Below are 24,377 nucleotides of genomic sequence, written 5' to 3' on the forward strand. Positions count from 1 at the left end.
GTTTTCAAGGTTCATTTTGTCGCCGCTTGTTTCAGCAACTCTTATATAATACCATCTTTTCAAATCGATGTCAACAATTTATTTTAAATTGTTTTTTGTTTTATACAAGTTGTTTCAGTTGTTATCTTAACGACTCTTATTACTATATCACAATATTTATAGTTTGCAAGCCTTTTATAAAAATAATATTAAAAAAGTGATTCCTAGTACACCTGGAATGCCCAACAATGCAATTGTGAAAACGGAAAACAGGTTAATTGGTACATTATAACCGCTATAACCAACACCTAAATGAATAATGAATAATAATAAAAATGCAAATGCAAATCGGAACCAAAATACTGATAGTCCTTCTAATACTTTACCCAATTTAATGTGTCTTCCTACTATATAAAGAAAAAGAAGCGCTACAGGAACACAAATACTCACAATTACAGTCCACGGCATATGCTTGCCCCCTTCGATCATAATTATGTAATTTTATGATTCCTATAGCACGTCTATAACTCTACAATCATTATTTTATTAGTACTCGTCGAATTCTAGCTTCTTTAAATAAATAAAAATGAATACTCTCTGCTGCTTTTCGCTGAGCAATAACTTCTAAATCATAATCATTTAATAATTCTTCAATCAATTTTGCTTGTTGTAAATCTTCTTTTGTTTGTTTAATGAGATTAACAAGCTTTTCGTCAAATTCTCTTTTTAGCTTTCCTTTATTGCGGAAGAACATTTCAATCCCTCACTCATAACTCTCGGCGGCCTTCCATTGCCTTCGATAACGTTACTTCATCAGCATATTCTAAATCTCCACCTACTGGTAATCCGTGCGCAATGCGTGTTGTGCGGATGCCAGATGGTTTAACAAGACGAGAGATATACATAGCCGTCGCTTCACCTTCAATAGTAGAATTGGTTGCTAAAATAAGCTCCTGCACCGTTTCATCTTGTAAGCGTACTAACAGTGAGGCTACATTAATATCCTCTGGGCCGATACCATCCATTGGTGAAATAGCCCCCTGTAACACATGGTACTTACCATGGTAATCACGCATTTTTTCCATTGCAATAACGTCCTTTGTATCTTGAACAACGCAAATTACTGAGGCATCGCGTTGTTTATCGGTACAAATATGACATGGGTCTACATCGGTAATATTGCCACAAACAGAGCAATAACTTAAATTACGTTTTGCATCTATTAAAGCTTTGGAAAAAGAAAGAACGTCATCTTCTTTCATTGTTAACACAAAAAACGCCAGTCGGGCTGCGGTTTTTGGCCCGATACCTGGCAATTTCATAAAACTATCGATTAATTTTGATATTGGTTCTGGGTAATACATATTGTTACCTCCTAGAATGGAAGGTTCATGCCTTGCGTAAATTTACCCATTGTTGCATTTGTTTTTTCTTCTACTTTTTTAAGTGCTTCATTCGTTGCAACAACAATTAAATCTTGTAACATTTCGATATCGTCAGGATCTACTACTGAAGTATCAAGATTCACTTCTACTACTTCACGTTGACCTGTAACTGTTACTTTCACCATACCGCCGCCAGCAACACCTTCAAATTGTTCAGCATTTAAAGCTTCTTGAGCTTCCATCATTTCTTTTTGCATTTTTTGCATTTTTTTCATCATGCCTTGCATATTTCCCATTCCACGCATAACCTATTCCTCCTAAGTAATCAGTCTTCAATAATTTCAATAAAATCCTTACCGAACAGCTTTTCCGCTTCCGTCACCAATGGATCTTGTGATGCCAGCGGTTGCGCATCATCGATAAAAGGTTCTTCTGGCATTTCTGCCGGTGGTGGTTCCAATAATTCAACATTCGGATCATCGTTAGCTAATGGTGCTTTCTTTTGATGTAATCCGTGATCACGAATGAACTCTTCACGCAACTTTAACCATGTTTCTTCTGGCGTACAAAGCATTTCATACATCGTGCCTGTTTGACCTGCAATAAGTTGTGTGAATTGTGCTTTTAGCATTTGATTATCAGCAACCATTTGACAATGAATATCATACTTGAATTTTAACACAAAAGCACTCGAAGATGCCGCAACAGGTTCAGCTTCTGCTAAAAGAGCTGATTGTGACTTTTGCAATTGATTTAACGCCTGCGCCCATACAGCCTTTACACGTTGCACATCTTGCTTTGTCGCATCCTTTAGCACTTCTTGAATACGACCAGTAGGCGCCTTATAACCATTTGGACTTTTTGCACGCGGACGTTGTTCTTTGGCAACCTGAGTAGCTTGTGACGGCGCACCATTTTGTATTTGTAAAGATAGTTGTTGCACCATTTGCTCAAGCGCAATGATTTTTTGCGCTAGTTCTGGGCTCATTACCGCCTCACTTGATGGGGCAGTTTGATTGACTACGCCACCCGAAAACTGTGTCATTTTTAGCAATGCTGTTTCCAAATAGATTTTCGTATGATGCGAGAAACGCATTTCTTGTTGTGTTTTCGCTAAAATGTCGATGTAGCCGTAAAGCATATCTGGTGCAAAGTCATGTGCCAATGCAAATACGCGCTCCTCAGGTGATACTAACTCTAATAGTTCAGCTAAATTCTCACTCGTTTGTAAAAGCAGTAAATCGCGGAAAAATGTAATTAAATCCTCCGATAAGCGCAATGGATCCTTCCCATCTGCGATTAGCTGCTCTAACAGCGCAAGCATTTGTGCCACATCTTTGACCTTTAAAGCTTCAGCTAAATCATAGAAAACATCCTGACTAATTGAGCCTGTGACTAGTAGTGCATCCTCTAGTTTCAACATTTCACCGCTAAAGGATACAACTTGGTCCAACAAGCTCAATGCATCACGCATACCGCCCGCAGCTGACTGCGCAATCACTTTTAGACCTTGTTCTTCAAACGGGAGTTCAATATCTTCTAGTACGACCTTCATGCGCTCGATAATATCGTTAGTTGAAAGTCGCTTGAAGTCAAAACGTTGGCAACGTGAAATAATCGTTGCAGGTAATTTATGAGGTTCTGTTGTTGCTAAAATAAATACAGCGTGAGGTGGTGGTTCTTCTAGTGTTTTTAAAAGCGCATTGAAGGCACTTGTAGACAGCATATGCACTTCATCAATGATGTACACTTTAAACCTGCTACTAGCTGGAGCAAAACGTACCTTTTCAATAATGTCCCGTATTTCTTCAACACGTGAATTAGAAGCTGCATCAAATTCAATAACGTCTGGATGAGAACCATCTGTAATGCTTAAACAAGTTGCACACTCATTACAAGGTTCACTTGCTGGAGCATGCTCGCAGTTTAAAGCCTTAGCAAAAATTTTAGCTGTACTTGTTTTCCCTGTACCCCGAGGTCCAGAAAACAAGTAAGCATGAGTTGTTTTATTCGCTAGGAGAGCATTTTGCAGCGTTCTTTTGACATGCGCTTGACCTGACATTTCTCGGAATGATTGTGGTCTATACACACGATAAAATGCTTGATACGTCAATGATTTCCTCTCCCCTTCTTTTTCAATATTAATAAAACTATTATAGCATCGGCAGCCTTGTTTATAAAACCGTGTCCTATTTTATAATATAAAAAAACGCACTCGCCTACAGTAGACGAATGCGTTTAAATTGGCAATTTAATGCCGTGCACCTTTCTTCGACAGCCGCACATAAGCGTTACTCTTGTCGTTAGCTCAGATTAGGCAACCCCGCGGCACATGAATAAGACCACTTAATGCTGCTTCCTTCCGGACCTGACATGGTTCATGGGTATCCATTGCGCAGGACCCAATCGTCAACACTACGTGCAAAAGGCAGACCAAACAATACGGACAGCCTCGAAAAAGGAATTCAGTCTCGCTAGAGCGGATTGCGAGTTACAGGACACCGCTACCTTCCCACCTAGCACGGCAATAACTAGTATACTTTCAGTTTGTATAAATTGCAACGAATTGCACAAATTATTTAAGTACATTCTTAATTAATAAAAATTAATTTTTTAAAACCTACTATTTTTTCAAAAAGATGTTGACGCCAAAATAAAATCATGATAAATTAGTTCTTGTCGATAAGACATTGAAGCAATATAGTATGGAGGTATACCCAAGTCTGGCTGAAGGGATCGGTCTTGAAAACCGACAGGCGGGTAACACCGCGCGGGGGTTCGAATCCCTCTACCTCCTCCAGTTTTTTAAAATCCGACTACACGATGTAGCCGTTTTTTTTTGCTTAAAAAATTGTATGTCATACTTATTAAATACCACTTCCGATTAGGTTGTGGTATTTTTTTATTAGCTATCTTGCTCTTAAATACTTTAGGGAGGATATTTAATATGTATTCCAAAGCCTTTATTTCTCGTAGTTCCCTCACATGGATTATATCCATCGCTTTATTAACGGCTATCGGTAGTGAAATTAAAATCATCCCTTTCGCCAATACTTCTTTTCGCTTTGGTCTGGGGACAATTATATTCTTTTTATGCACCTTACTTAGACCGACACCTATTATATTAGCCGGTATTGTAACTAGCATTGTAACAACCACTTTACGAATCGCTATTAGTTACTATACGCATAATACATCTTTAATAGATGGTATTTATACTCACTTACCTGCTGGGACATTTTATTTATTGTTTGCAATATGCCTACAGCTTTTAAATATTCATCAATATCGTGAAAAGCCATTAAAGTTAGGATTACTAGTAGCCCTCAGTGAGGTCATTAGTAATTTAGCGGAACAATTGCTACGTTTCCTTGTCCAATCTTATACAATTTTATTTATTCATGACCTGCTCATCTTATTAGCCGTTGCCCTATTACGTAGTTTTTTTGTTGTTGGCATTTATAGCTCTATTGTTATTGCCGAGCAAAAAAAACGCGTGCAGGAAATGCTTACGATTGGTTCAGATTTATATGTAGAGACGCTCTATTTAAAAAAATCTATGAATCATATTGAAACGATTACTGCTAATGGGTTTGATTTGTATAGACAATTAAAAGCACAGGGCAATCGTTCAGAAAGTATACAAGCACTTCATATTGCCCAGGAAATTCATGAAGTCAAAAAAGATTCTCAGCGTATTTATGCGGGTATATCTAAAATTGTTGGGGACAAGAGCTTTGGCTCATTACGATTATCAGAATTATTACATTATATAGAAGACGGCAATCGCAAATACAGTGAGTTACTCGGTAAAGACATCCAGTTTAATATAAGTTTAGATACTGATTTTTTAACGAGAGAGCACATTGCCTTGCTGGCACTATTAAATAATTTAACTGCTAATGCCATTGAAGCAATAGAAAAGCAAGGTATCATATCTATTGATATTCAACAGCAGGAGGTTGATACTGTAATAACAGTAAGTGATGATGGAAAAGGCATCTCCGAAAGTGACCTTTCTATTATTTTTGAACCTGGCTATACGACGAAATACAATGTTGAAGGTGTAGCAGCTACAGGAATTGGACTATCACATGTCGCTGAATTAATTTCAAAATTAAATGGCTCCATTTCAGTTGAATCAAATAACTACAAAACGGTGTTTAAAATTATAATTCCTACGCAAACTATTCTAACGGGAGAGACTTAAATGAGGTATTTTATTGTAGATGATGATCGTGCAAGCCGCGTGATGCTAAAACAAATTATTGAAGATAGTGGTTTAGGTACAGTAATCGGCGAAGCACGCAATGGAGTAGATGCCATTCCACAAATATTAATGACACAACCTGAATTTGTACTAATCGACTTACTTATGCCTAAGTTAGACGGTATAGCAACAGTGGAGCATCTTCTTCAGAATCGATTTGAAGGACAGTTTATTATGATTTCACAAGTTGTGAATAAGGAAATGGTCGGCGAGGCCTATGAACAAGGGATAGATTTCTTTATTCATAAACCCATTAACCGTATTGAGGTTGAAAATGTTTTACGCAAAACAACGGAACAATTTCGCCTAAAAAATTCCCTATTAGTTATTCGACAATCGCTAACGAACATCGATCTAAGTGAGCAAATAAACAATAAAGCTACATCGCGAGACCACATCCAATCGATCTTAAATGATATGGGGATTGTCGGTGAAATTGGAAGTGAGGATATTATAGCAATTATTGAAACATTATTAGCTCATCAGCACAAAATTGCGCCACTTCCTCCATTAAAAGAGCTCTATGAGGAAATAGCAGCTGTCACAAAGTCAACTCCTGATGAAATATTGAAAGAGAGTAAAGCGATTGAACAGCGTGTACGTCGAACGATTTTAGCTGCCATGATTAATCTCGCCAATTTAGGAGTCGTTGATTATACAAACTCTGAATTTGAATATTATGCACCTCGATACTTTGATTTTAAAGAGATTCGCCAGCTTATGACGCAAATCGAAGACCACGGGAATCGCAAAGCAAAGGTCAATATTAAAAAGTTTATTCAGGTGTTATATTCAGACATTTTAACAAAAGTAAATTAATTTTCTCGGATTTTGTCGGATTTCATAAGTCCTCCGTATTATTAAAGTAAGGCGTGTCCTAAAAATTTTAATATAGGGGAGGAATTAAGATTTTGAAAAAGAAATTTAAAATCAGTTTAGCCGCTCAAATTTTAATCGGTTTGATTTTAGGGATAATTATTGGTGGTATCTTTTATGGTAACCCCAAAGTTGAAACATATTTACAACCATTAGGGGATATCTTCCTACATCTAATTAAGATGATTGTAGTACCTATTATCATTTCGACTTTAATTGTTGGTGTTGCTGGAACTGGAGACATGAAACAGCTCGGAAGATTAGGCGGAAAATCGCTTATTTACTTTGAAATCATTACAACAGTAGCGATTGTTGTTGGATTACTTTCAGCAAACCTGTTCCAACCAGGTGCTGGCATCAATATGAACGAACTTTCGCAAGGGGATATTTCAAAATACGTTTCAACAACTGAAGAAGTACAGCATGAAGGTCCATTTGATATTATTGTAGGTATTGTACCGACAAATATTATTCAATCAATGGCTGAAGGCAATATGCTTGCCATCATCTTCTTCTCTGTTATTTTTGGTTTAGGGGTAGCTGCAATTGGAGAACGAGGTAAACCAGTATTGGACTTCTTCCAAGGTGTAGCAGATGCTATGTTCTGGGTAACGAACCTTGTGATGAAATTCGCTCCAATTGGGGTATTTGGTTTAATTGGTGTAACCGTTTCCAAATATGGTTTTGCTTCCCTCATACCTTTAGGTAAGCTTGCAATACTTGTATATGCCACAATGTTATTCTTCATCTTTGTTATTCTTGGCCTCGTTGCAAAATTTGCCGGTGTCAACATTTTCTACTTAATCAGAGTGTTAAAAGATGAGTTAATTTTAGCCTTCTCCACTGCTAGCTCGGAAGCTGTCTTACCACGAGTGATGTTGAAAATGGAGAAATTAGGTGCACCAAAAGATATTGTTTCTTTTGTTATTCCAACAGGTTATTCTTTTAACTTAGATGGTTCAACATTGTATCAAGCAATTGCTGCATTATTCATTGCCCAAATGTATGGTATTCACTTAAGCATCGGGGAACAAATTACATTAATGCTTGTATTAATGGTTACTTCTAAAGGGATTGCCGGTGTACCAGGCGTATCATTCGTAGTATTACTTGCCACTTTAGGTACTGTTGGTATTCCAATCGAAGGTTTAGCATTTATTGCTGGTATCGACCGTATCCTTGATATGGGACGAACAGTAGTTAACGTAATCGGTAACTCACTAGCTTCATTAGTAATGGCGAAATGGGAAGGCCGCTTCGATAAAGAAAAAATGAAAAACTACTTTAAAGAAAATGAAAATTTAGCATAAATTCATAAAAAATGCCTCACGATGGCTTAAGCCATCGTGAGGCATTTTTTATTTTGTCAGTACTTTATCTAAATAAGCAATAATAGACGCTTTGCCATTGACATGGGCTTCTTGTGCACGCACTTCATCCTTTTCGACTTTCGCCTCAGCGGCTGCAACAATACGCTCTGCATCCTCTTGAGGCACGACAATAACGCCATCTACATCTCCAATAATATAATCACCTGGTTGCACTGTTACACCGCCAATTGCGATTGGCACATTCACTTTACCACCTCCATTTTTGTTGCCTGCTGCTACGGTTGTCCCAAGTGAAAATACAGGAAAATCTAGTTCCCGAATCGCGGCAATATCACGAATAACCCCGTCTACTACAAAGGCCTGTACACCCATACCCTTTGCTAAAGAAATAACAAAATCTCCTGCTACCGCACGATTTCTATTACCCTTTGCATCAATGACCAAAATATCACCCTCGCTAGCTGCTCGAATCGCTTCAAGTACAGCTCCATTTTCGCCATCTGGTAAACGTACAGTAACCGCTCGACCTGCTATTTTAAAATGGTCTGCTAACGGTTTAATGTCACTGCGTAAATTTGTATGTCCCCCAGTTGCATCTGAAATTGCTGTCGTTGGTAAATGTTTAAAACTTATTTCCACCTTTGCCATGCATAACACCCCTATTATGATTTATGAATACCTTACACAATTATTGTAAATAAAACACATCTACTATTTCAATATAATTCAGAAAATTTAGTAAAATATGTTGTTAAAAACAAATCGCCGTTATCCCGTTTTTTAAACAAAATAAAACACCTAAGGCAATGTTCATATCGTGACCATTTGCCTTAGGCGCCTTTTAAATTATTTCAATAAATTGTTTAGACCGTTCATCTAAAGCCTCTGCTGCAGAAGCGATTTCAGCAAAATCACTCGTCGTCACAGTAATTTGCCCATTCGTTTTTTCAATTTCCTCAGAAATTCGCGTGATGCTTTCTGTTACTTGCCCAACCTCACGTACAATCCCTTCCACATTTTCTTTCACTTCTGAAATTGATTGCTCTACTCTTACAGAAAGTTTTCGTACCTCTTTGGCGACAACATCAAAACCTCTGCCATACTCTCCAGCTCTTGCGGCTTCAATAGCTGCATTTAAAGCTAGTAAGTTTGTTTGGGAGGCAATTCCTTGAATTGTTTTGACAATGCCTTTAATGGAATCTGCTTGATTTTGTAATTGATCTAAATTTTTAACATTTTCCGAAGATTCCTTTGAAACTTGTTGAATTGTTGCAAGTAAATTTTCACTATTTTTAATACCTGCCTCTGAACGACTGTAAAGCTTAGTGGACATTTGTTTTAACTGATCTGCTACATTGACAATGGTATTTTGACGTTCCGTAATATTTGTTGCTATTTTGGATACACCAATAACTCTTCTTGAATGATTATCAAATACGGGCATATAGGTAGCTTCTAGCCAAATACTATTTCCACGGGCATCCATTCGTTCTACTTTATCTTGATAGCTCTTACCTGCTGCTAAATTACGCCAAAACCTCTCGTATTCAGGACTCTTCACGTAATTAGGAAAACAAAATTCCTTATGGTCTTTCCCCATCATTTTTTCTACTGTATAGCCCATTGTTTTCGCAAAAAGCTCATTTACATAAGCAACTTTTCGGTTCATATCAAATCGGATAATCGCTATATTACGCTCAATTGCTTGAACAACTAAATCATCTGTGACTTGTGTATCATTCTTTTGCACAACATCCACCTCTATCACCCTATTGTACTAGCGTTATCTCTAATCTACTTTCTTCTTTTAAAAAAATGCATTGTTATATATTATAATATATCTAATAGCATCTTAAAAATACTATAAATTTGTATTTTTACTATTCTTATGCTCAATTATGCTTTTTTTCTTATTTTATCATTGTTAAAACTTCTTCTGCCGTTGTTGCGACACGAATTAATGCCTTGTGTTCTGGGCGTATAAAGCCCTCCTCTAGCATTTTAGAAAAATGTTGTAGCAGTGCGTCATAAAAACCATTGACGTTAAATAAAATAACAGGTTTTTCATGTAATCTAATTTGCGCCCATGTAAATACTTCAAAATATTCGTCCAGTGTACCGCCACCACCTGGTAACGCAATAAAAGCATCTGCTAATTCAACCATTTTTGCCTTACGTATATGCATGGATTCTACAAAATGGATTTCTGTCAATGCGGCATGAACAATTTCTTGTTTTTGTAAATGAGTAGGCATGACACCAATCACTTCTCCACCTGCTACTAATGCAGCATCTGCCACTTTGCCCATCAATCCTATTTTAGAACCTCCATAAACAATACCATGTCCATGTTGTGCTAATACCGTTCCTAATTCACTTGCCTTTTCAGCATAAATCGGGTTATTGCCAAGTCCTGATCCACAATATACTGCGATTCTCATATTTATTCCTCCTATTACAAAAGACGTGAAAACAATAGGTATCATATTGTCTCACGTCTCTTGGTCTTATTTCTGTTATTTATTTTAAAATACAAAGTCCTTATATTTCTATCTGGAAGCTTTCTACGTTCCTTTTGCTTTCGGTCAGAACGCTTTGATATTCCCTTCTTCAACGTCTTTACTGTTGCATAGCTTTTCTTCTATTTACGTAAATGACTTGTTTGCTTTAGCATATGACTTATGCGACTGACAATTGATTCAATTGCGTCTGGATTTTTTAATAAATCATAATCATTAATATCTAAACGTAGGACAGGGCATGAATTAAAATTATTTATCCAATTTTCGTAACGCTCATGCATTTCAATCCAATAATCATTCGGTGTTTGCTGCTCCATCTCACGACCACGCTCTTGAATACGTCCAATGACGTCATCAATCGGCCCCTCTAAATAAACTAATAAATCTGGGTGCGGGAAATACGGTGTCATCACCATCGCATCAAATAAATTACGATACGTTTCATAATCAGTTGGACTCATTGTTCCTTTATCATAATGCATTTTGGCAAAAATCCCTGTATCTTCATAAATAGAACGATCTTGCACAAAGCCCCCACCATATTCGAAAATACGCTTCTGCTCTTTAAAACGCTCTGCTAGAAAATAGACTTGTAAATGGAAGCTCCATTTTTCAAAGTCATCATAAAACTTATCTAAGTATGGATTGGTATCTACTTTTTCAAATGATGTACGGAAATTTAACGCTTGTGCTAGCGCCTTTGTCATCGTTGATTTTCCTACACCTACTGTTCCGGCAATTGTAATAACAGTTTGTGGTGGAATATCATATTTCTCTCTCAAATTCATTGTTGCAAGCTCCTTTGTTGTAACGTATCTTCGATTGTTTTTAATACATATTGTAAATCTTGTGGGTTTTTTACAAAATCAAGTTGATCTCCATTAAATCTGATTACAGGTATTTCGGGATGTAGCTGCTCAAAGTGCTCTGTAAAAGTATGATAGTCTGCTACTAACTGCTCCATATATTCACGTGAAATCATTTTCTCAAATTCACGCCCTCGTTTAGCAATGCGTTTCATTAACGTATCAACACTAGCATGTAAATAAACAACGACATTAGGCACAGGCATATCTTTTGTTAAAATTTGATAGATTTCTTCATACTTTTCGTACTCGGCAGGTGGCAATGTACGCTTTGCAAAAATTAAATTTTTAAAAATATGATAGTCCGATACAACTGATGTCTTTTGTGCTAAACGTAACTTCTTTATATCTGTTAATTGTTTATAGCGATTACACAGGAAGAACATTTCCGTTTGGAAACTCCATTCCTCTATATTTTCATAAAACTTATTTAAAAACGGATTTTCGTCTACAATTTCTTTTAATAGATGGTAATTAAATGTCGCCGCTACCTCTTTTGCCAATGAAGTTTTGCCTACACCAATCGGACCTTCTACTGCAACAAATGGAACCGTCACTAGAAGTTCCTCCTTTATATTTAGGATTCTATAAGTCAATTATGCCACTATTTTAAGGCTATATTGTATGAAACTAAAATGAATCAGTGCTTTTCATTGTATCATAGTGAGAAAATGAAAAACAGAATCAACATGTATCTCAATTTTTAACATTATTTGACCTGCCCAGTTGATAGATATCAAACAAACTTATAGCTCCATGCAACAAAAAATACCCACCTTAGTGGGCCTAACTTTAGCCAGCAAATACTGCGTAAATTTCCGCTAGGTGGACGCTTTCCTCTCTGCACAAGTAACGTCCATTCTACGCAATCGTTTTAGTAAAAATCTACTTAGAGAATTGTTTGAGAATTGTTTGAGTGACTGGCACTATAATTTTACTCGTTGTAAACGTAAGGCATTTAACACGACGGACACTGAGCTGAATGCCATAGCTGCACCCGCTACCCACGGTGCAAGAAGGCCCATAGCTGCAATTGGAATCCCTAATGTATTATATGCAAATGCCCAAAATAGATTTTGCTTAATATTGCGCATTGTTTTACGACTCATAATAATGGCATCCGCAATGCTAGTTAAATCACCACGAATAAGCGTAATATCAGCAGCCTCCATTGCCACATCTGTACCAGTTCCTATGGCCATCCCAATATTGGCAGTTGCTAATGCTGGTGCATCATTAATGCCATCACCAACCATCGCTACGTTTTTGCCTGTAGCTTGCAGTTTTTTCACTTCATCCGCTTTTCCTTCTGGAAGTACTTCTGCGATAACATGGTTAACCCCAACTTCCTGACCGATTGCTTGCGCAGTCCGTTCGTTATCACCCGTCATCATAATGACTGTAATACCCATATCCTGTAAACGACGAATGGCTTCTTTTGACGTATCTTTTACCGTATCTGCAACAGCAACAAGGCCTGCATATTGACCGTTTATAGCAGCCAACATAGCGGTTTTACCGTTTTCCTCTAATATCTCCATTGTCGGCAATATATGCTGAATATCTATATCATATTGTTGCATTAATTTACGTGTCCCGATTACCACACCTTGACCAGAAACGGTTGCTTGCACGCCGTAACCTGGAATGGCCTCAAAAAATTGAACATCGCCAAGTGTGATACTTCGCTCTTCAATTCCTTGCACAATGGCCTGTGCTAGCGGATGTTCGGATTGTTTCTCTGCTGCCCCAATCAATGAAAGAAAGGATGCTTCTTCTTGCCCCGTTGCTAGTACAACGTCTGTTAATATCGGTTTGCCGTGTGTTACGGTTCCTGTTTTATCGACAACAACTGTATCAATGCGTTGCGTTTGTTCTAAATGCTCGCCACCTTTAAACAAAATCCCAAATTCAGCGGCGCGACCAGAACCTGCCATAATAGAGGTCGGTGTCGCTAAGCCTAGCGCACAAGGACAAGCAATAACAAGAACCGCAATTAACACTTCTAGTGCAGGTGTAAATTCACCAGGTTTTACCCATAAAATCCAAACAAGGAATGTCACAATCGCAATACCAACAACAATCGGCACGAATATACCCGAAATTTGGTCTGCTAAACGTTGTATGGGGGCTTTTGAACCTTGTGCATCTTCTACAACTTTAATAATTTGAGCAAGTGCTGTGTCTCGACCAACTTTGGTTGCTGACATTTTCACAAAGCCATTTTTATTAATGGTTGAACCGTATAATACATCTCCTTGTTTTTTATCTACCGGAAGACTTTCCCCTGTTAGCATTGATTCATCAACGGCTGTTATACCTTCTACTACTTCACCATCTACAGGAATTTTTTCACCTGGTTTAACTAATAAAATATCACTAATCACAACTTCTTCTAATGGGACTTCTTTTTCTACTCCATCTCGCACAACTATCGCAGATTTTGCTTGCAGACCCATTAGCTTTTTAATCGCTTCTGATGAACGCCCTTTTGCCTTTGCTTCGAATAATTTACCTAAAAGAATTAACGTAATTAAAACGGCACTCGTTTCAAAGTATAGATGCGGTCCATGATGTGAATTAACTGTAACAATGGCTTGATAAACGCTGTAAAAATAAGCTGCTGAAGTCCCCATAACGACAAGGACATCCATATTAGCACTGCCATTACGTAAAGCTTTATATGCACCTACATAAAATTGTTTCCCAATAATAAATTGAACTGGTGTAGCTAACACTAATTGCACCCAAGGATTCAATAAAAAATCGGGGACATATAAAAACGATGTCAATGAAAAGTGAGCAACCATCGTCCACAGTAATGGTAGCGAAAGAATAGCTGAAAAAAGAAATTTTTGTTGCTGTTGTTTTATTGCCTTTTCTCGATAATCTTCAGTTGCTCGCTCATCCGCTTTTTGATGAGCACCATATCCCAGCTTCTCAACCTTACCGATAATATCCGATACAGAAACCTCTGTTGGATTAAATTCGATGGATGCTTTTTCAAGTGCCAAGTTTACAGTTGCTGTTGAAACACCTGAAAGCTTATTTAAACCTTTCTCAATACGAGTGGCACATGCAGCACACGTCATACCTGTAATATCAAGTTCCGCTTTCTGTTTTACGACGCCATAGCCTAACGCTTCGATTTTCTTTTCAAAGTCTACTTCACTCAATATTGCTGGATCATATTTTATAGAGGATTTTTCAAGCGCTAAGTTTACGGTTGCTTGCTCGACACCCTCCATTTTTTTCAAGCCTTTCTCAATACGCGTAGCACACGCTGCGCAAGTCATGCCAGTAATTTGTAGGTTCGTTTCCTTCAATTCAGAACGCATTAACTTCCCACCTCTTTCTATACCATATAGGGGTATATAAATTTGAAAATAATAGAGTGCCTTGTGAGCACCCTATTGATCTTATTCTACCTCGTAGCCTTGATCGTCAATCGTTTCTTTAATTTGCGCAAGTGATACTTGGGCATCGTCAAATGCGACATCTACCAAACCATCTGCTAAATTTACTGTTACTTGTTCTACACCTGCTAAAGCGCCGACACTTTTTTCCACTGCATTGACACAATGTCCACATGACATTCCTTGTACGTTTAATGTTACATTTTGCATAAATATCTCTCCTTTAAATTTAATGTACATGCTATATAAGAGTAACTACCCGTAAAATTATTTTTTCATTAATTTTTGAATGGTCACGACTAACTCATCTAGAACCGCTTCATCGCCTTCAGATAGGCGATCTACGACACAGCCTTTTAAATGACCTTCTAATAAAATTTTCGCTACGCTATTCAAAGCTGATTGCGTGGCAGACAGTTGCGTGATGATATCATCACAGTAAACGTCTTTTTCAATCATTCCCTTAATACCTCGGATTTGACCTTCTACTCGATTTAAGCGAGTCGTTAAATCCTTTTTCACGCGCTCAGGGTGATGACTTTTTCGACACGATGCAGTTTCCTCTGTATGACAAGCATCCTCTTTCACTGTGTCCTCCAAATTCTTCACCTCCTATTTGCTAATATCATACTATACCCACGAAGGGTATGTAAATAGGCGTTTTATTTTTTTATAATTAATGGTGATCGTGATGAACTGGCTCACTCTTAAGATTACATAAAATTGATTCATCATGGCGGTTCGCTGCGGTTTCCAATTGAATCGTTATATGCTTTATGCCCTTATGTTCAAGATTATGTTCAATTTCACGTAAAATATGCTCGCTTTCTCCAATGTTTAGCTGGTCATCGACAACTGCATGACAGGACAATGCATTTGTTCCGCTAGTTATCGTCCAAATATGAAGATCATGAATACTTTGCACACCTTCAGTTTGCTCCATTATTTGAATGATTTCCTGAACGTCGACATTTGAAGGTGTTCCTTCCATAAGAACATGGATAGCAGACTTTGTCACAAAATATCCACTACGTAGTACTAATAATGCAACAATAACACTGGCAAGTGGATCGGCCCAGCCCCAGCCGAAAAACATAATGACTAAAGCAGCAATGATGGCACCGACAGAGCCAAGCATATCACTAAGAACATGTAAAAATGCACCACGCATGTTTAAATTGTCTTCCGTATCTCCACCCCGCATCATAATCCAAGCCACTACTATATTAATTAACAAACCAATTACACTAATAATCAGCATACCTGTTGTTGCTACTTCTGGTGGATTTGCAAAACGCTCAATGGCTTCATAGAAAATAAATAACGCAATTAAAATTAATGTTACACCATTTAACACTGCAGCTAATATTTCAAACCTTTTATAACCATATGTTTTACTAAAGCTAGCTGCTTTTTCTCCAAAAATAAAAGCAAGAAGTGCAATGGCTAAAGAAATTGAGTCACTTAACATATGGCCAGCATCCGATAAAAGCGCCAAACTATTTGTTAAGAACCCACCAATTGCTTCAATCACCATATAACTCGTAATGATGATAAAGGATAGTAAAAGCACCTTTTTATTTGCACCATGTGTATGATCATGACCGTGATCGTGATTATGCCCCATCGTTTTCCCCCCAAATATTAATTCATACAATTAGTTGTGCGTAGCGTGTTCAATTGCTTGCTTCAATAAATTCATAATGTGGTCATCATCTTTTGAATAATATAAGCTTGTTCCTTCCCTCCTGAATTTTACTAATCGTAAATTTTTTAAAAATCGTAATTGATGGGATACCGTTGACTGACTTAAGTCTAATATTTCAGCAATGTCGTTAACCGAATGCTCATCTGAACATAATAAATTTAAAATCCGTATTCTTGTTGGATCACTCAATGCTTTAAACGTTTGAGAAACAACAAATAACGTTTCCTCATCTAAGTGCTGGCCATTACCGGTTTCTATTTCGCCCTGTTTAACTTGTTCATCCATTTTCCGTTCCTCCTATAGTTTATTTATATATGAGCATGTGTTCATATATAAATATATAGGGTTATTTTAGAAATGTCAATTCAAAGCAAAATACAAAACGCCACCCGCATGATACACTACTCTGTAAGGAGAGATTCTAGTGGATATTTTTGAAAAAGACCGCATATTTATGAACCAAGCTTTAGAGGAAGCAAAAAAAGCTGCTTTGCTTGGTGAGGTACCAATAGGGGCCGTTCTTGTATATGAAGGAGAAATTATTGCGCGCGCGCATAATCTACGTGAAACAACTCAAAATGCAACTACTCATGCCGAATTAATGGTGATTCAAGAAGCATGTAAAAAACTTGGTAGTTGGCGTCTTGAACAAACAACACTTTATGTCACACTGGAACCTTGCCCTATGTGTGCAGGGGCTATTTTGCAGTCGCGAGTGCCACGTGTTGTATACGGCGCACGGGACATAAAAGCTGGCTGTGTCGATTCACTCTATCATTTATTAAATGATGCGCGCTTCAACCATGACTGTGATGTAACGGAAGGTATATTAGCTGAAGAATGCGGACAAATTTTAACCGATTTTTTTAGAGCATTACGCGAACGAAAAAAAGCTGAGAAAAAAGCACGGAAAATGGCAGAATCTAGTGAGCCACAATAAGTGGTATTTACGAGAGCATTTGCTGTCAACATGAAAAAGGTACCCCAAAATTTAGGTGGGTACCTTTTTCTATTCTCTAATAATAGGGGGTAAATCAGGAAAGTAGACCGAAATTATCCTTTTATCCGAAACTTTTCCACGTTTCATTCGTATTAGATATAGAATAAATAAAACATCATGGGAGAGAGAACAATTGAAAAAATGGATGAAGAAATCAATTGCTTTAGTAGCGTCAGCTTCACTAATGGTTCCTGCTGCTTCTGCCTATGCTACAGCACCAGAAAAAACAGCACAGCACACAGAAGTAGAGAAAAGTCTTATAGCTAGCAATAAGGAAAAAGCATTAAAGTATGTAAAAAATGATAAGGAATGGATTAGTAAAGATACCATTATCGTCAAGCATACAGGTCTTGCTAAGAACGCACATAAAAACATTGGCTCCAAAGTAATACGATCTATTCCATCACTAGGATATGATGTAATCCAACTGAAAAAGGGAATTTCTTTAGAAAAAGCAGTTTCTTATTATGCAAAGCAAGACGGCGTTAAAAGTGTATCCCCAAGCTACGTTTATCATTCCTTCGCTAACGGAGCAGATCCAAAGAAAAAAGATATGTATCATTTAAACTTACTTCAAATGGATAAGGCACTAGAGTTAGCAGGTAATCATGAAGTAAAAGTAGCGGTTATCGATTCTGGTGTGGATTTTAAACACCCTGATTTAAAATCTCAAGTACTTCCACCGTATAATGCCGCAGCACCAGCCAATACCACTTATACTGGTGACCACGGAACACATGTAGCGGGCATTATTGGCGCTGCAAAAGATAATAATGTAGGAGGACATGGGATTAATCCAAATGCTAAGCTTCTTCCAATTGATGTATTCAACGGAGAAGAAGGTGCCAATGATTTCGTCATTGCACAAGGTATTCTTTACGCCATTGAACAGGGCGCTGATGTTATTAACATGAGTCTTGGTGGTTATGGAGAATCTCCATTAATGAAAGACGCTGTTAAGCAAGCGATAGATAAAGGAATTACGATTGTAGCAGCAGCAGGAAACGAATCGACAGATGAATATTCTTTCCCTGCTTCTTACGAAGGTGTCATTAGCGTAGGTTCTACAAATGATATCAACAAACTATCAAGCTATTCAAACTATGGTCCATCGGTTGACGTGGTAGCACCAGGTGAGGAAATATACAGTACCGTTCACGACGAGAAAAAGGGATCATCCTTTGTCAAATTTAGTGGGACATCAATGGCGGCTCCCGTTGTAGCAGGTGTTGCCTCCCTACTAAAATCAAAACATCCAAATTTAAAGCCTCATGAAGTAGAAGCTATTCTTGAAATGACTGCAAATAATCTAGGCGAGAAAGGCTATGATCTTACATATGGACATGGTCTTATCAACCCGGTGAAAGCATTACAGTTTAATGTCAATAATCTTCCGAAAGAGTATTCAGAAACAACGGAAGAACGTATTAAAAATGCCAAAGTTCTTGCAAAGAATACATTGAATTCAGAAAAAGGTGAATTCAAACAACCAAACGAAAAAAAATGGTACAAGGTTGATTTAGATGCAAATGAATATGCTCAACTGACATTAAAGGGTGCAAACAAATACGATTATGCACTTGAATTGTATTTCTACCCTACAGATAGCAAAGAGGAAGTCGACCCAATCCATGTCAATGATGTGCGTGTAGGAAAGCAAGAGGGATACCTATACAAAGCAGATCAAAAAGGAACACTGCTTGTTGGGGTTAAAGATTATAATGGCAGCTATAACTTAAATGGTGAGTCGAATTATGTATTCACTGCTCAAACAACGAAGGATTTACCAGTTGATTCATTAGAGATGGACAAAAAGGAGAACATTCAACAGTTCCCATTCAGTACAAGAGGGAAAAACTATACCCTGCTTTCTAAAGATCAACAAAGCGACCAAGATTATTTCACATTTTCAGTAAAAGAACCAACAACGCTGCGATTTGATTTGTCTGGTATTCCAGGTGTTACAGCCTCTATGGAACTTTATCTAAAGGAAGAATTAGATGCTGTACCAGCAGAAAACGTTAATGATGAGGAAATGTATGAGGCCTATCCAATTCAAACAAGCTATAGCGCAGATAAAGGCGACGGTGTAAACCTTATTGTTGACGCTATTCCTGGGACAGAATATGTATTAAACGTATCCAATCAAGGCAGTAGTGCTTTTTCACTTGATATGTTCTTTAGCGGCGGCATTGAAAATGAAGAAACGATAAGTGAATCCATCATCCCTTATACATTAAAGGGTGAAGTCGTTACCCTTCCTGAAGATGAAGACGGGTTACCGTTAAATGAGGAAATGCCAGAAGGTAATGTAGAAAATGAGCTTTTACCTTTAACTCAATATCAAACAAAAAAAGACAATCAAATAAATAATTTATTCAATATGTTTATGGATCCTGGTGCTATGGGTAATCCGGAAGACATAGCTCTAATTATGGAGCAAGCCGTTCCTTTTGACATTGGTCAAGATAAAAAAGCTTACTTCCAAACAGAATTTGATGAAGATTACTTCTTATTAAAGCCCGAAGAAGATGCCGTATATGGTTTCCAAGTTAAAAAAGGCATGAATCAAATTCCAGCTGGAACTATCTTTGAATATGATGAGGAAACAAACGAATTATTAGCAGTTTCTTCATTAAGTAATGATATGGGGATACTAAGTTTACTTCTTGGCTCAACTAGTAATGCCAATGATGCAAAAGCAGTCGCATTGAAAAAGGACAAAACTTATGTTGTAAAGGTAATGAATCAAGGTGCTCGCTCGGCTGAACCATATACTCTTAAAACAAGTAAATTAGCAGCTATCCCATCAGATTATAAAAGTGATAATAACACAACAATAAATGCTCAAGCGGTGCAACCTGGTACAATCTATAAAGATCATATCATTTATCAAGATGATATTGATTACTACTACTATAAACAACGCGGTCAAGATGAAATCATGAGCCTTCTTGTTTCTTCTTTACCTATGACAAATGAACAGCTAAATCAATTACCTAAAGAGCTTCAAAATGCCTTTAAATTTTCAGGTTCTATAATTGAAGATACAAATGGCAACATGGAAATTGATCCAAAAGAATTGGAAACCGAAATTCAATTTGGACAAGGCAATAACATTTTTGAACTATTACTCGGTATTATTGGCACAACTGATGTTAATACCTCTTTTAAAGCGAAAAAGAATCATGGTTATTTTATTATTATTAACGGTATGAACCTTGAACAAGTATCGATTCATCCATATACTTTAAGCATGTATAAACACAATCAAGTCGATGAAGATAAGGATTCCGAATTAATCAATGGTATACCAACAAAGCCATCTAAGCTTACGAAAAAAGATAACAAATGGGTTGCTTCGCAATATTTAAATGCCGGTGTTCCGTTTGGCGATAAAGACTACTTTGAATTAAATATTGATAGCAAACGCGATGTATTCTTCTCTCTACAAACAGAAAAAGCACTGGATGGTGTTATCCGTATTATTGATGCAAAAGGAAAAACAGTAGGAACTTTTGATCTTTACGGAACTGAAGATCCGGAAGTAGGTACAGTTGAATTAGACAAAGGAACTTACTATATTGAAGTAAGTGAATTAAACGGTAAAGCTAGTACTCAACCATATACACTTGAAGTACAATAGGGTATAAATCACCTAAACACAGTCACTTCTGTTGTCTGATTTAGAACTAAAACAAAAGAGAAAAAGTGTTAGATTGACTGTAGTCAATCTAACACTTTTTTGCTATGCCGTTGTTGCCTGCAACAGCGGTGCTTTCCGCTACCAACAACTAGTGAACAGTTCTAATTTTTTAGTAGTTGCAAAAGTAAGAATAGCTATATTCTCTATATAGCAAAAATTTACGAACATCTTTCTTCTGTTCCTTAATTATGCCCCAACGCCTTTTTTTGTGTGGATGGTTTGGAGAATTTCGCTAATTACTTCGGTGCAATGACTTTTTTGCCGCCCATATAAGGAACTAATACCTCTGGAATAGCTACGCTTCCGTCGGCTTGCTGATAGTTTTCAAGGATGGCAGCCACTGTTCGACCAATAGCAAGACCTGAACCATTTAATGTGTGTACGTATTCTGGTTTAGCATTTGGCTCACGGCGGAAGCGGATATTGGCACGACGCGCTTGGAAATCCTCAAAGTTTGAGCAAGAAGAAATTTCACGGTACATATTTTGTGCTGGAATCCATACTTCTAAATCATATTTTTTGGCAGCAGTGAAGCCTAAATCAGCTGTACACATTTTTAATTTACGATAAGGTAAACCTAATAATTGTAATACTTTTTCAGCGTGACCTGTTAATAATTCTAGCTGTTCATAAGATTCCTCTGGTTTTACAAAACGGACTAATTCCACTTTATTAAATTGGTGCTGACGAATTAAGCCACGTGTATCGCGACCGGCAGAGCCCGCTTCTGAGCGGAAGCAAGCGCTATACGCTGCAAAGCCTTGTGGTAAAACTTCAATAGGTAGAATTTCATCACGATAGAAATTCGTAACAGGTACTTCTGCTGTTGGAATCATAAAGTAATCTGTATCATCTAGTTTAAATACATCTTCTTCAAATTTAGGTAGCTGACCTGTACCCGTTAAGCTATCTCGATTAACAATAACAGGTGGTAGCATTTCTTCATAACCATGCTCTTCTGCATGTAAATCCATCATAAAGCTCATTAATGCACGTTCTAAACGAGCACCTAAGCCACGATAGAATAAGAAACGACTGCCCGCTACTTTTGCTCCACGTTCAAAATCTACAATTTGTAAATCTGTTGCGATATCCCAGTGTGCTTTAATATCAAAATCAAAAGTTGGTACTTCGCCCCACGTATATTCCACTACATTGTCGTCTTCCGTAGTACCGACTGGCACAGATTCATGTGGCACGTTTGGTAAGCGCATCATCATATCTTTAAAACGGTCTTCTACTTCATTGAGTTGTGTATCTAGCTCTTTAATTTCATCGCCAACTTGACGCATACGTGCGATGACTTCATCAGCATTTTCTTTATTACGTTTCATAACAGAAATTTGTTCAGATACTTTATTTCGTTCTGCTTTCAGTTCTTCTGCTTTCGCGATTAATTCGCGACGTTTTGTATCTAAAGCTTCAAAATCATCTAAGTTTCCTAAATCTTCATTGCGTGTTAATAGCATTTCTTTAATTTCCGCGAAGTTATCACGGACGCGTTTAATATCTAACATCCTTCATACCTCCAGTAGTAGATTCATAAATGATGGGAATTTATAGATAAGATAGAACACAAAAAAGCCCTCATCCCATGAAAGGGACGAGAGCTACCCGCGTTGCCACCCTAATTGACCAGACAGATTGTCTAGTCCACTTATCTCATAACGGCATTTCAGCCGGCGACAGCCTACTTCATTCACTTCGACTGCGCAACTCCAGGACGGATTCACAAGTGCTTTTATCAGCTTCCACCACCCGCTGACTCTCTAAAAAAAACGTGCTTGCTACTACTTCCCATCATCGTGTTCAATTATTTAAATTTTATCCATACTGTACTATATGAAACGACATTTTGCAAGTCACACCATGGTCGTCACAAAATATTCGACAATGCGCAAATCTGTCGTTAGTTCAGGATGAAATGAACAGCCAAGTAAATGACCATCTCGCGCTAGCACAATTTTTCCGTCATGCTCCGCTAGCACTTCAACACCTTCCCCAACCGACACAATATGCGGTGCGCGTATAAAGACAGCTGGTATTGCTTCGCCAATCGCTTGGATATTTAAATTCACTTCAAAGCTATCTACTTGACGTCCATATGAATTTCGAGCAACGACAACATCCATTACAGCTAAATGTGAATCATGGTCAACTACTTCTTTTGCCAATAATATCAATCCAGCACACGTGCCGAATATTGGTACGCCTTTTTGCGCAAGTGAACGAATGGGTCCTATTAGTTCATAGCGATCAAGTAACTTGCGCATTGTTGTACTTTCTCCACCTGGTAATATAAGACCATCAAGCCCTTCTAATTGCTCCTTATGCTTGACTAAAACCGTTTGACAACCAAGTGCCTCTAACATTCGTACATGCTCTCTAACAGCACCCTGTAATGCTAATACACCGACTCTCTTCATATTACCAGCCTCGTTCTTGCATACGTTCACTTTGACTAAGTTGTGCAATATCAATACCTTTCATCGGCACACCCAGCTCTTTTGAAATTTCTGCAATCAATTTATAATCTTTATAATGCGTCGTTGCTTCTACAATGGCACGTGCAAATTTCTCAGGATTTTCCGATTTAAAAATACCAGAGCCCACAAATACTCCATCAGCACCTAACTCCATCATTAATGCTGCGTCTGCTGGTGTCGCTACACCGCCTGCGGCAAAGTTTACAACTGGTAATCGACCAAGCTTTTTAATTTCTCGTAATAATTCAAATGGAGCACCAAGCAATTTTGCCTCAGTCATTAACTCATCCTCAGTCATCCCGACAACTTTTCGTACTTGGGCATTGACCTTACGAATATGGCGTACAGCCTCTACAATATTCCCTGTACCTGGCTCACCTTTCGTCCGTAGCATAGATGCCCCTTCACCGATACGACGAGCCGCTTCTCCTAAATCACGACAGCCGCATACAAATGGCACTGTATAGTCACTTTTCAATAAATGATATTCCTCATCCGCTGGCGTTAACACTTCACTCTCATCAATATAATCAACGCCCATTGCCTCTAACACGCGAGCTTCAACGATATGACCAATACGTGCTTTCGCCATAACAGGAATTGTGACAGCCGCCATAACCTCCTCTACAATACGAGGATCTGCCATGCGTGCCACTCCTCCTGCCTTTCGTATATCTGAAGGCACTCGCTCTAATGCCATCACAGCCACAGCACCCGATGCTTCAGCAATTTTCGCCTGCTCCGCATTAATGACATCCATAATCACGCCACCCTTTTGCATTTCCGCCATCCCACGTTTTACTAATTCTGTTCCTGTTTGCTTCATTCTTTT

General features: G+C 37.9%; 23 protein-coding genes, 1 tRNA gene, 1 other RNA gene, 1 pseudogene and 1 other annotated feature. Of the genes and pseudogenes, 6 read left to right on the forward strand and 20 right to left on the reverse strand.

Features of this window, described 5'->3' with window-relative positions; all coding sequences use genetic code 11:
- Nucleotides 1–174 precede the first annotated feature (174 nt).
- The 6 genes from FC748_RS16000 to ffs all read right to left on the reverse strand — a co-directional run bounded on the left by FC748_RS16000 (nt 175) and on the right by ffs (nt 3,889).
- The gene (locus tag FC748_RS16000) at nt 175–447 is read right to left on the reverse strand and encodes a pro-sigmaK processing inhibitor BofA family protein (protein ID WP_024362957.1); all 273 of its coding nucleotides are present in this window, start codon (nt 445–447) and stop codon (nt 175–177) included.
- Between the two features lie 70 nt (nt 448–517).
- On the reverse strand, nt 518–733 hold the full coding sequence (locus tag FC748_RS16005; RefSeq protein ID WP_024362956.1) for a YaaL family protein: 216 nt from the start codon (nt 731–733) through the stop codon (nt 518–520).
- 13 nt (nt 734–746) lie between these two features.
- A complete protein-coding gene (gene recR / locus FC748_RS16010; RefSeq protein WP_024362955.1) occupies nt 747–1,343 on the reverse strand; it encodes a recombination mediator RecR in 597 nt (198 codons plus the stop codon).
- A gap of 11 nt (nt 1,344–1,354) precedes the next feature.
- Entirely contained in the window at nt 1,355–1,669 is a 315-nt protein-coding gene (locus FC748_RS16015; protein WP_024362954.1) for a YbaB/EbfC family nucleoid-associated protein, read from the reverse strand.
- A 20-nt stretch (nt 1,670–1,689) separates the two neighbouring features.
- Nucleotides 1,690–3,477: a DNA polymerase III subunit gamma/tau gene (gene dnaX, locus FC748_RS16020; protein ID WP_025218323.1), complete on the reverse strand. Its 1,788-nt coding sequence runs from the start codon at nt 3,475–3,477 to the stop codon at nt 1,690–1,692.
- 144 nt (nt 3,478–3,621) lie between these two features.
- Nucleotides 3,622–3,889: signal recognition particle sRNA large type (gene ffs / locus FC748_RS16025), an RNA gene on the reverse strand.
- A 182-nt stretch (nt 3,890–4,071) separates the two neighbouring features.
- Here ffs and FC748_RS16030 point away from each other — a divergent pair.
- The 4 genes from FC748_RS16030 to FC748_RS16045 all read left to right on the forward strand — a co-directional run bounded on the left by FC748_RS16030 (nt 4,072) and on the right by FC748_RS16045 (nt 7,820).
- Nucleotides 4,072–4,164 (forward strand) — tRNA-Ser (locus tag FC748_RS16030).
- Nucleotides 4,165–4,311: 147 nt separating this feature from the next.
- The gene (locus tag FC748_RS16035; RefSeq protein ID WP_108031376.1) at nt 4,312–5,574 is read left to right on the forward strand and encodes an ATP-binding protein; all 1,263 of its coding nucleotides are present in this window, start codon (nt 4,312–4,314) and stop codon (nt 5,572–5,574) included.
- The gene (locus tag FC748_RS16040) at nt 5,575–6,453 is read left to right on the forward strand and encodes a response regulator (protein ID WP_024362951.1); all 879 of its coding nucleotides are present in this window, start codon (nt 5,575–5,577) and stop codon (nt 6,451–6,453) included. It abuts the gene before it with no gap.
- Between the two features lie 92 nt (nt 6,454–6,545).
- Nucleotides 6,546–7,820, forward strand: coding sequence for a cation:dicarboxylate symporter family transporter (locus tag FC748_RS16045; protein WP_024362950.1), 1,275 nt, complete (start codon nt 6,546–6,548; stop codon nt 7,818–7,820).
- Between the two features lie 48 nt (nt 7,821–7,868).
- On the opposite strand, the gene FC748_RS16050 is transcribed toward FC748_RS16045, so the two are convergent.
- The 11 genes and pseudogenes from FC748_RS16050 to FC748_RS16095 form a co-directional block, all read right to left on the reverse strand.
- Nucleotides 7,869–8,489 (reverse strand): RraA family protein, encoded by a 621-nt coding sequence (locus tag FC748_RS16050; RefSeq protein ID WP_024362949.1) that lies wholly within the window; start codon nt 8,487–8,489, stop codon nt 7,869–7,871.
- A 193-nt stretch (nt 8,490–8,682) separates the two neighbouring features.
- A complete protein-coding gene (locus tag FC748_RS22580) occupies nt 8,683–9,174 on the reverse strand; it encodes a methyl-accepting chemotaxis protein (RefSeq protein WP_370510650.1) in 492 nt (163 codons plus the stop codon).
- Nucleotides 9,175–9,216: 42 nt separating this feature from the next.
- Nucleotides 9,217–9,609 (reverse strand): annotated as a pseudogene (locus tag FC748_RS22585) (PAS domain-containing protein); the annotation flags it as partial.
- A 142-nt stretch (nt 9,610–9,751) separates the two neighbouring features.
- On the reverse strand, nt 9,752–10,282 hold the full coding sequence (locus FC748_RS16060) for an LOG family protein (protein ID WP_029747256.1): 531 nt from the start codon (nt 10,280–10,282) through the stop codon (nt 9,752–9,754).
- A gap of 200 nt (nt 10,283–10,482) precedes the next feature.
- Nucleotides 10,483–11,151 carry a deoxynucleoside kinase gene (locus tag FC748_RS16065; protein ID WP_024362947.1) on the reverse strand — a complete coding sequence of 223 codons (669 nt, stop codon included), beginning with the start codon at nt 11,149–11,151 and terminating at the stop codon, nt 10,483–10,485.
- Complete coding sequence (locus FC748_RS16070; protein ID WP_024362946.1) at nt 11,148–11,786, reverse strand: deoxynucleoside kinase; 639 nt, start codon at nt 11,784–11,786, stop codon at nt 11,148–11,150. Before FC748_RS16070 ends, FC748_RS16065 begins: the two co-directional genes overlap by 4 nt.
- A gap of 369 nt (nt 11,787–12,155) precedes the next feature.
- Nucleotides 12,156–14,567, reverse strand: a complete 2,412-nt coding sequence (locus FC748_RS16075; protein WP_108031378.1) for a heavy metal translocating P-type ATPase — start codon at nt 14,565–14,567, stop codon at nt 12,156–12,158.
- 81 nt (nt 14,568–14,648) lie between these two features.
- Nucleotides 14,649–14,855 (reverse strand): copper chaperone CopZ, encoded by a 207-nt coding sequence (copZ, locus tag FC748_RS16080; RefSeq protein WP_024362944.1) that lies wholly within the window; start codon nt 14,853–14,855, stop codon nt 14,649–14,651.
- A gap of 57 nt (nt 14,856–14,912) precedes the next feature.
- A complete protein-coding gene (locus tag FC748_RS16085) occupies nt 14,913–15,245 on the reverse strand; it encodes a metal-sensitive transcriptional regulator (protein ID WP_024362943.1) in 333 nt (110 codons plus the stop codon).
- Between the two features lie 76 nt (nt 15,246–15,321).
- Complete coding sequence (locus tag FC748_RS16090) at nt 15,322–16,272, reverse strand: cation diffusion facilitator family transporter (protein ID WP_024362942.1); 951 nt, start codon at nt 16,270–16,272, stop codon at nt 15,322–15,324.
- A 30-nt stretch (nt 16,273–16,302) separates the two neighbouring features.
- Complete coding sequence (locus tag FC748_RS16095) at nt 16,303–16,638, reverse strand: ArsR/SmtB family transcription factor (RefSeq protein WP_108031380.1); 336 nt, start codon at nt 16,636–16,638, stop codon at nt 16,303–16,305.
- Between the two features lie 139 nt (nt 16,639–16,777).
- On the opposite strand from FC748_RS16095, the gene tadA reads away from it, so the two are divergent.
- Together tadA and FC748_RS16105 are read left to right on the forward strand one after the other, a co-directional pair.
- Nucleotides 16,778–17,293, forward strand: a complete 516-nt coding sequence (gene tadA, locus FC748_RS16100; RefSeq protein WP_024362940.1) for a tRNA adenosine(34) deaminase TadA — start codon at nt 16,778–16,780, stop codon at nt 17,291–17,293.
- 193 nt (nt 17,294–17,486) lie between these two features.
- Nucleotides 17,487–20,999, forward strand: coding sequence for a S8 family peptidase (locus FC748_RS16105; protein ID WP_108031382.1), 3,513 nt, complete (start codon nt 17,487–17,489; stop codon nt 20,997–20,999).
- Between the two features lie 296 nt (nt 21,000–21,295).
- On the opposite strand, the gene serS is transcribed toward FC748_RS16105, so the two are convergent.
- The 3 genes from serS to pdxS form a co-directional block, all read right to left on the reverse strand.
- On the reverse strand, nt 21,296–22,576 hold the full coding sequence (serS, locus tag FC748_RS16110; RefSeq protein ID WP_024362938.1) for a serine--tRNA ligase: 1,281 nt from the start codon (nt 22,574–22,576) through the stop codon (nt 21,296–21,298).
- 79 nt (nt 22,577–22,655) lie between these two features.
- Nucleotides 22,656–22,872: a binding site (T-box leader), on the reverse strand.
- A 49-nt stretch (nt 22,873–22,921) separates the two neighbouring features.
- A complete protein-coding gene (gene pdxT, locus FC748_RS16115) occupies nt 22,922–23,485 on the reverse strand; it encodes a pyridoxal 5'-phosphate synthase glutaminase subunit PdxT (protein ID WP_108031384.1) in 564 nt (187 codons plus the stop codon).
- Between the two features lies 1 nt (nt 23,486).
- Nucleotides 23,487–24,371, reverse strand: coding sequence for a pyridoxal 5'-phosphate synthase lyase subunit PdxS (gene pdxS / locus FC748_RS16120; protein WP_108031386.1), 885 nt, complete (start codon nt 24,369–24,371; stop codon nt 23,487–23,489).
- Nucleotides 24,372–24,377 lie beyond the last annotated feature (6 nt).

It is taken from the genome of Lysinibacillus sphaericus (genome assembly GCF_005217585.1).
Taxonomy (GTDB): Bacteria; Bacillota; Bacilli; order Bacillales_A; family Planococcaceae; genus Lysinibacillus; species Lysinibacillus sphaericus.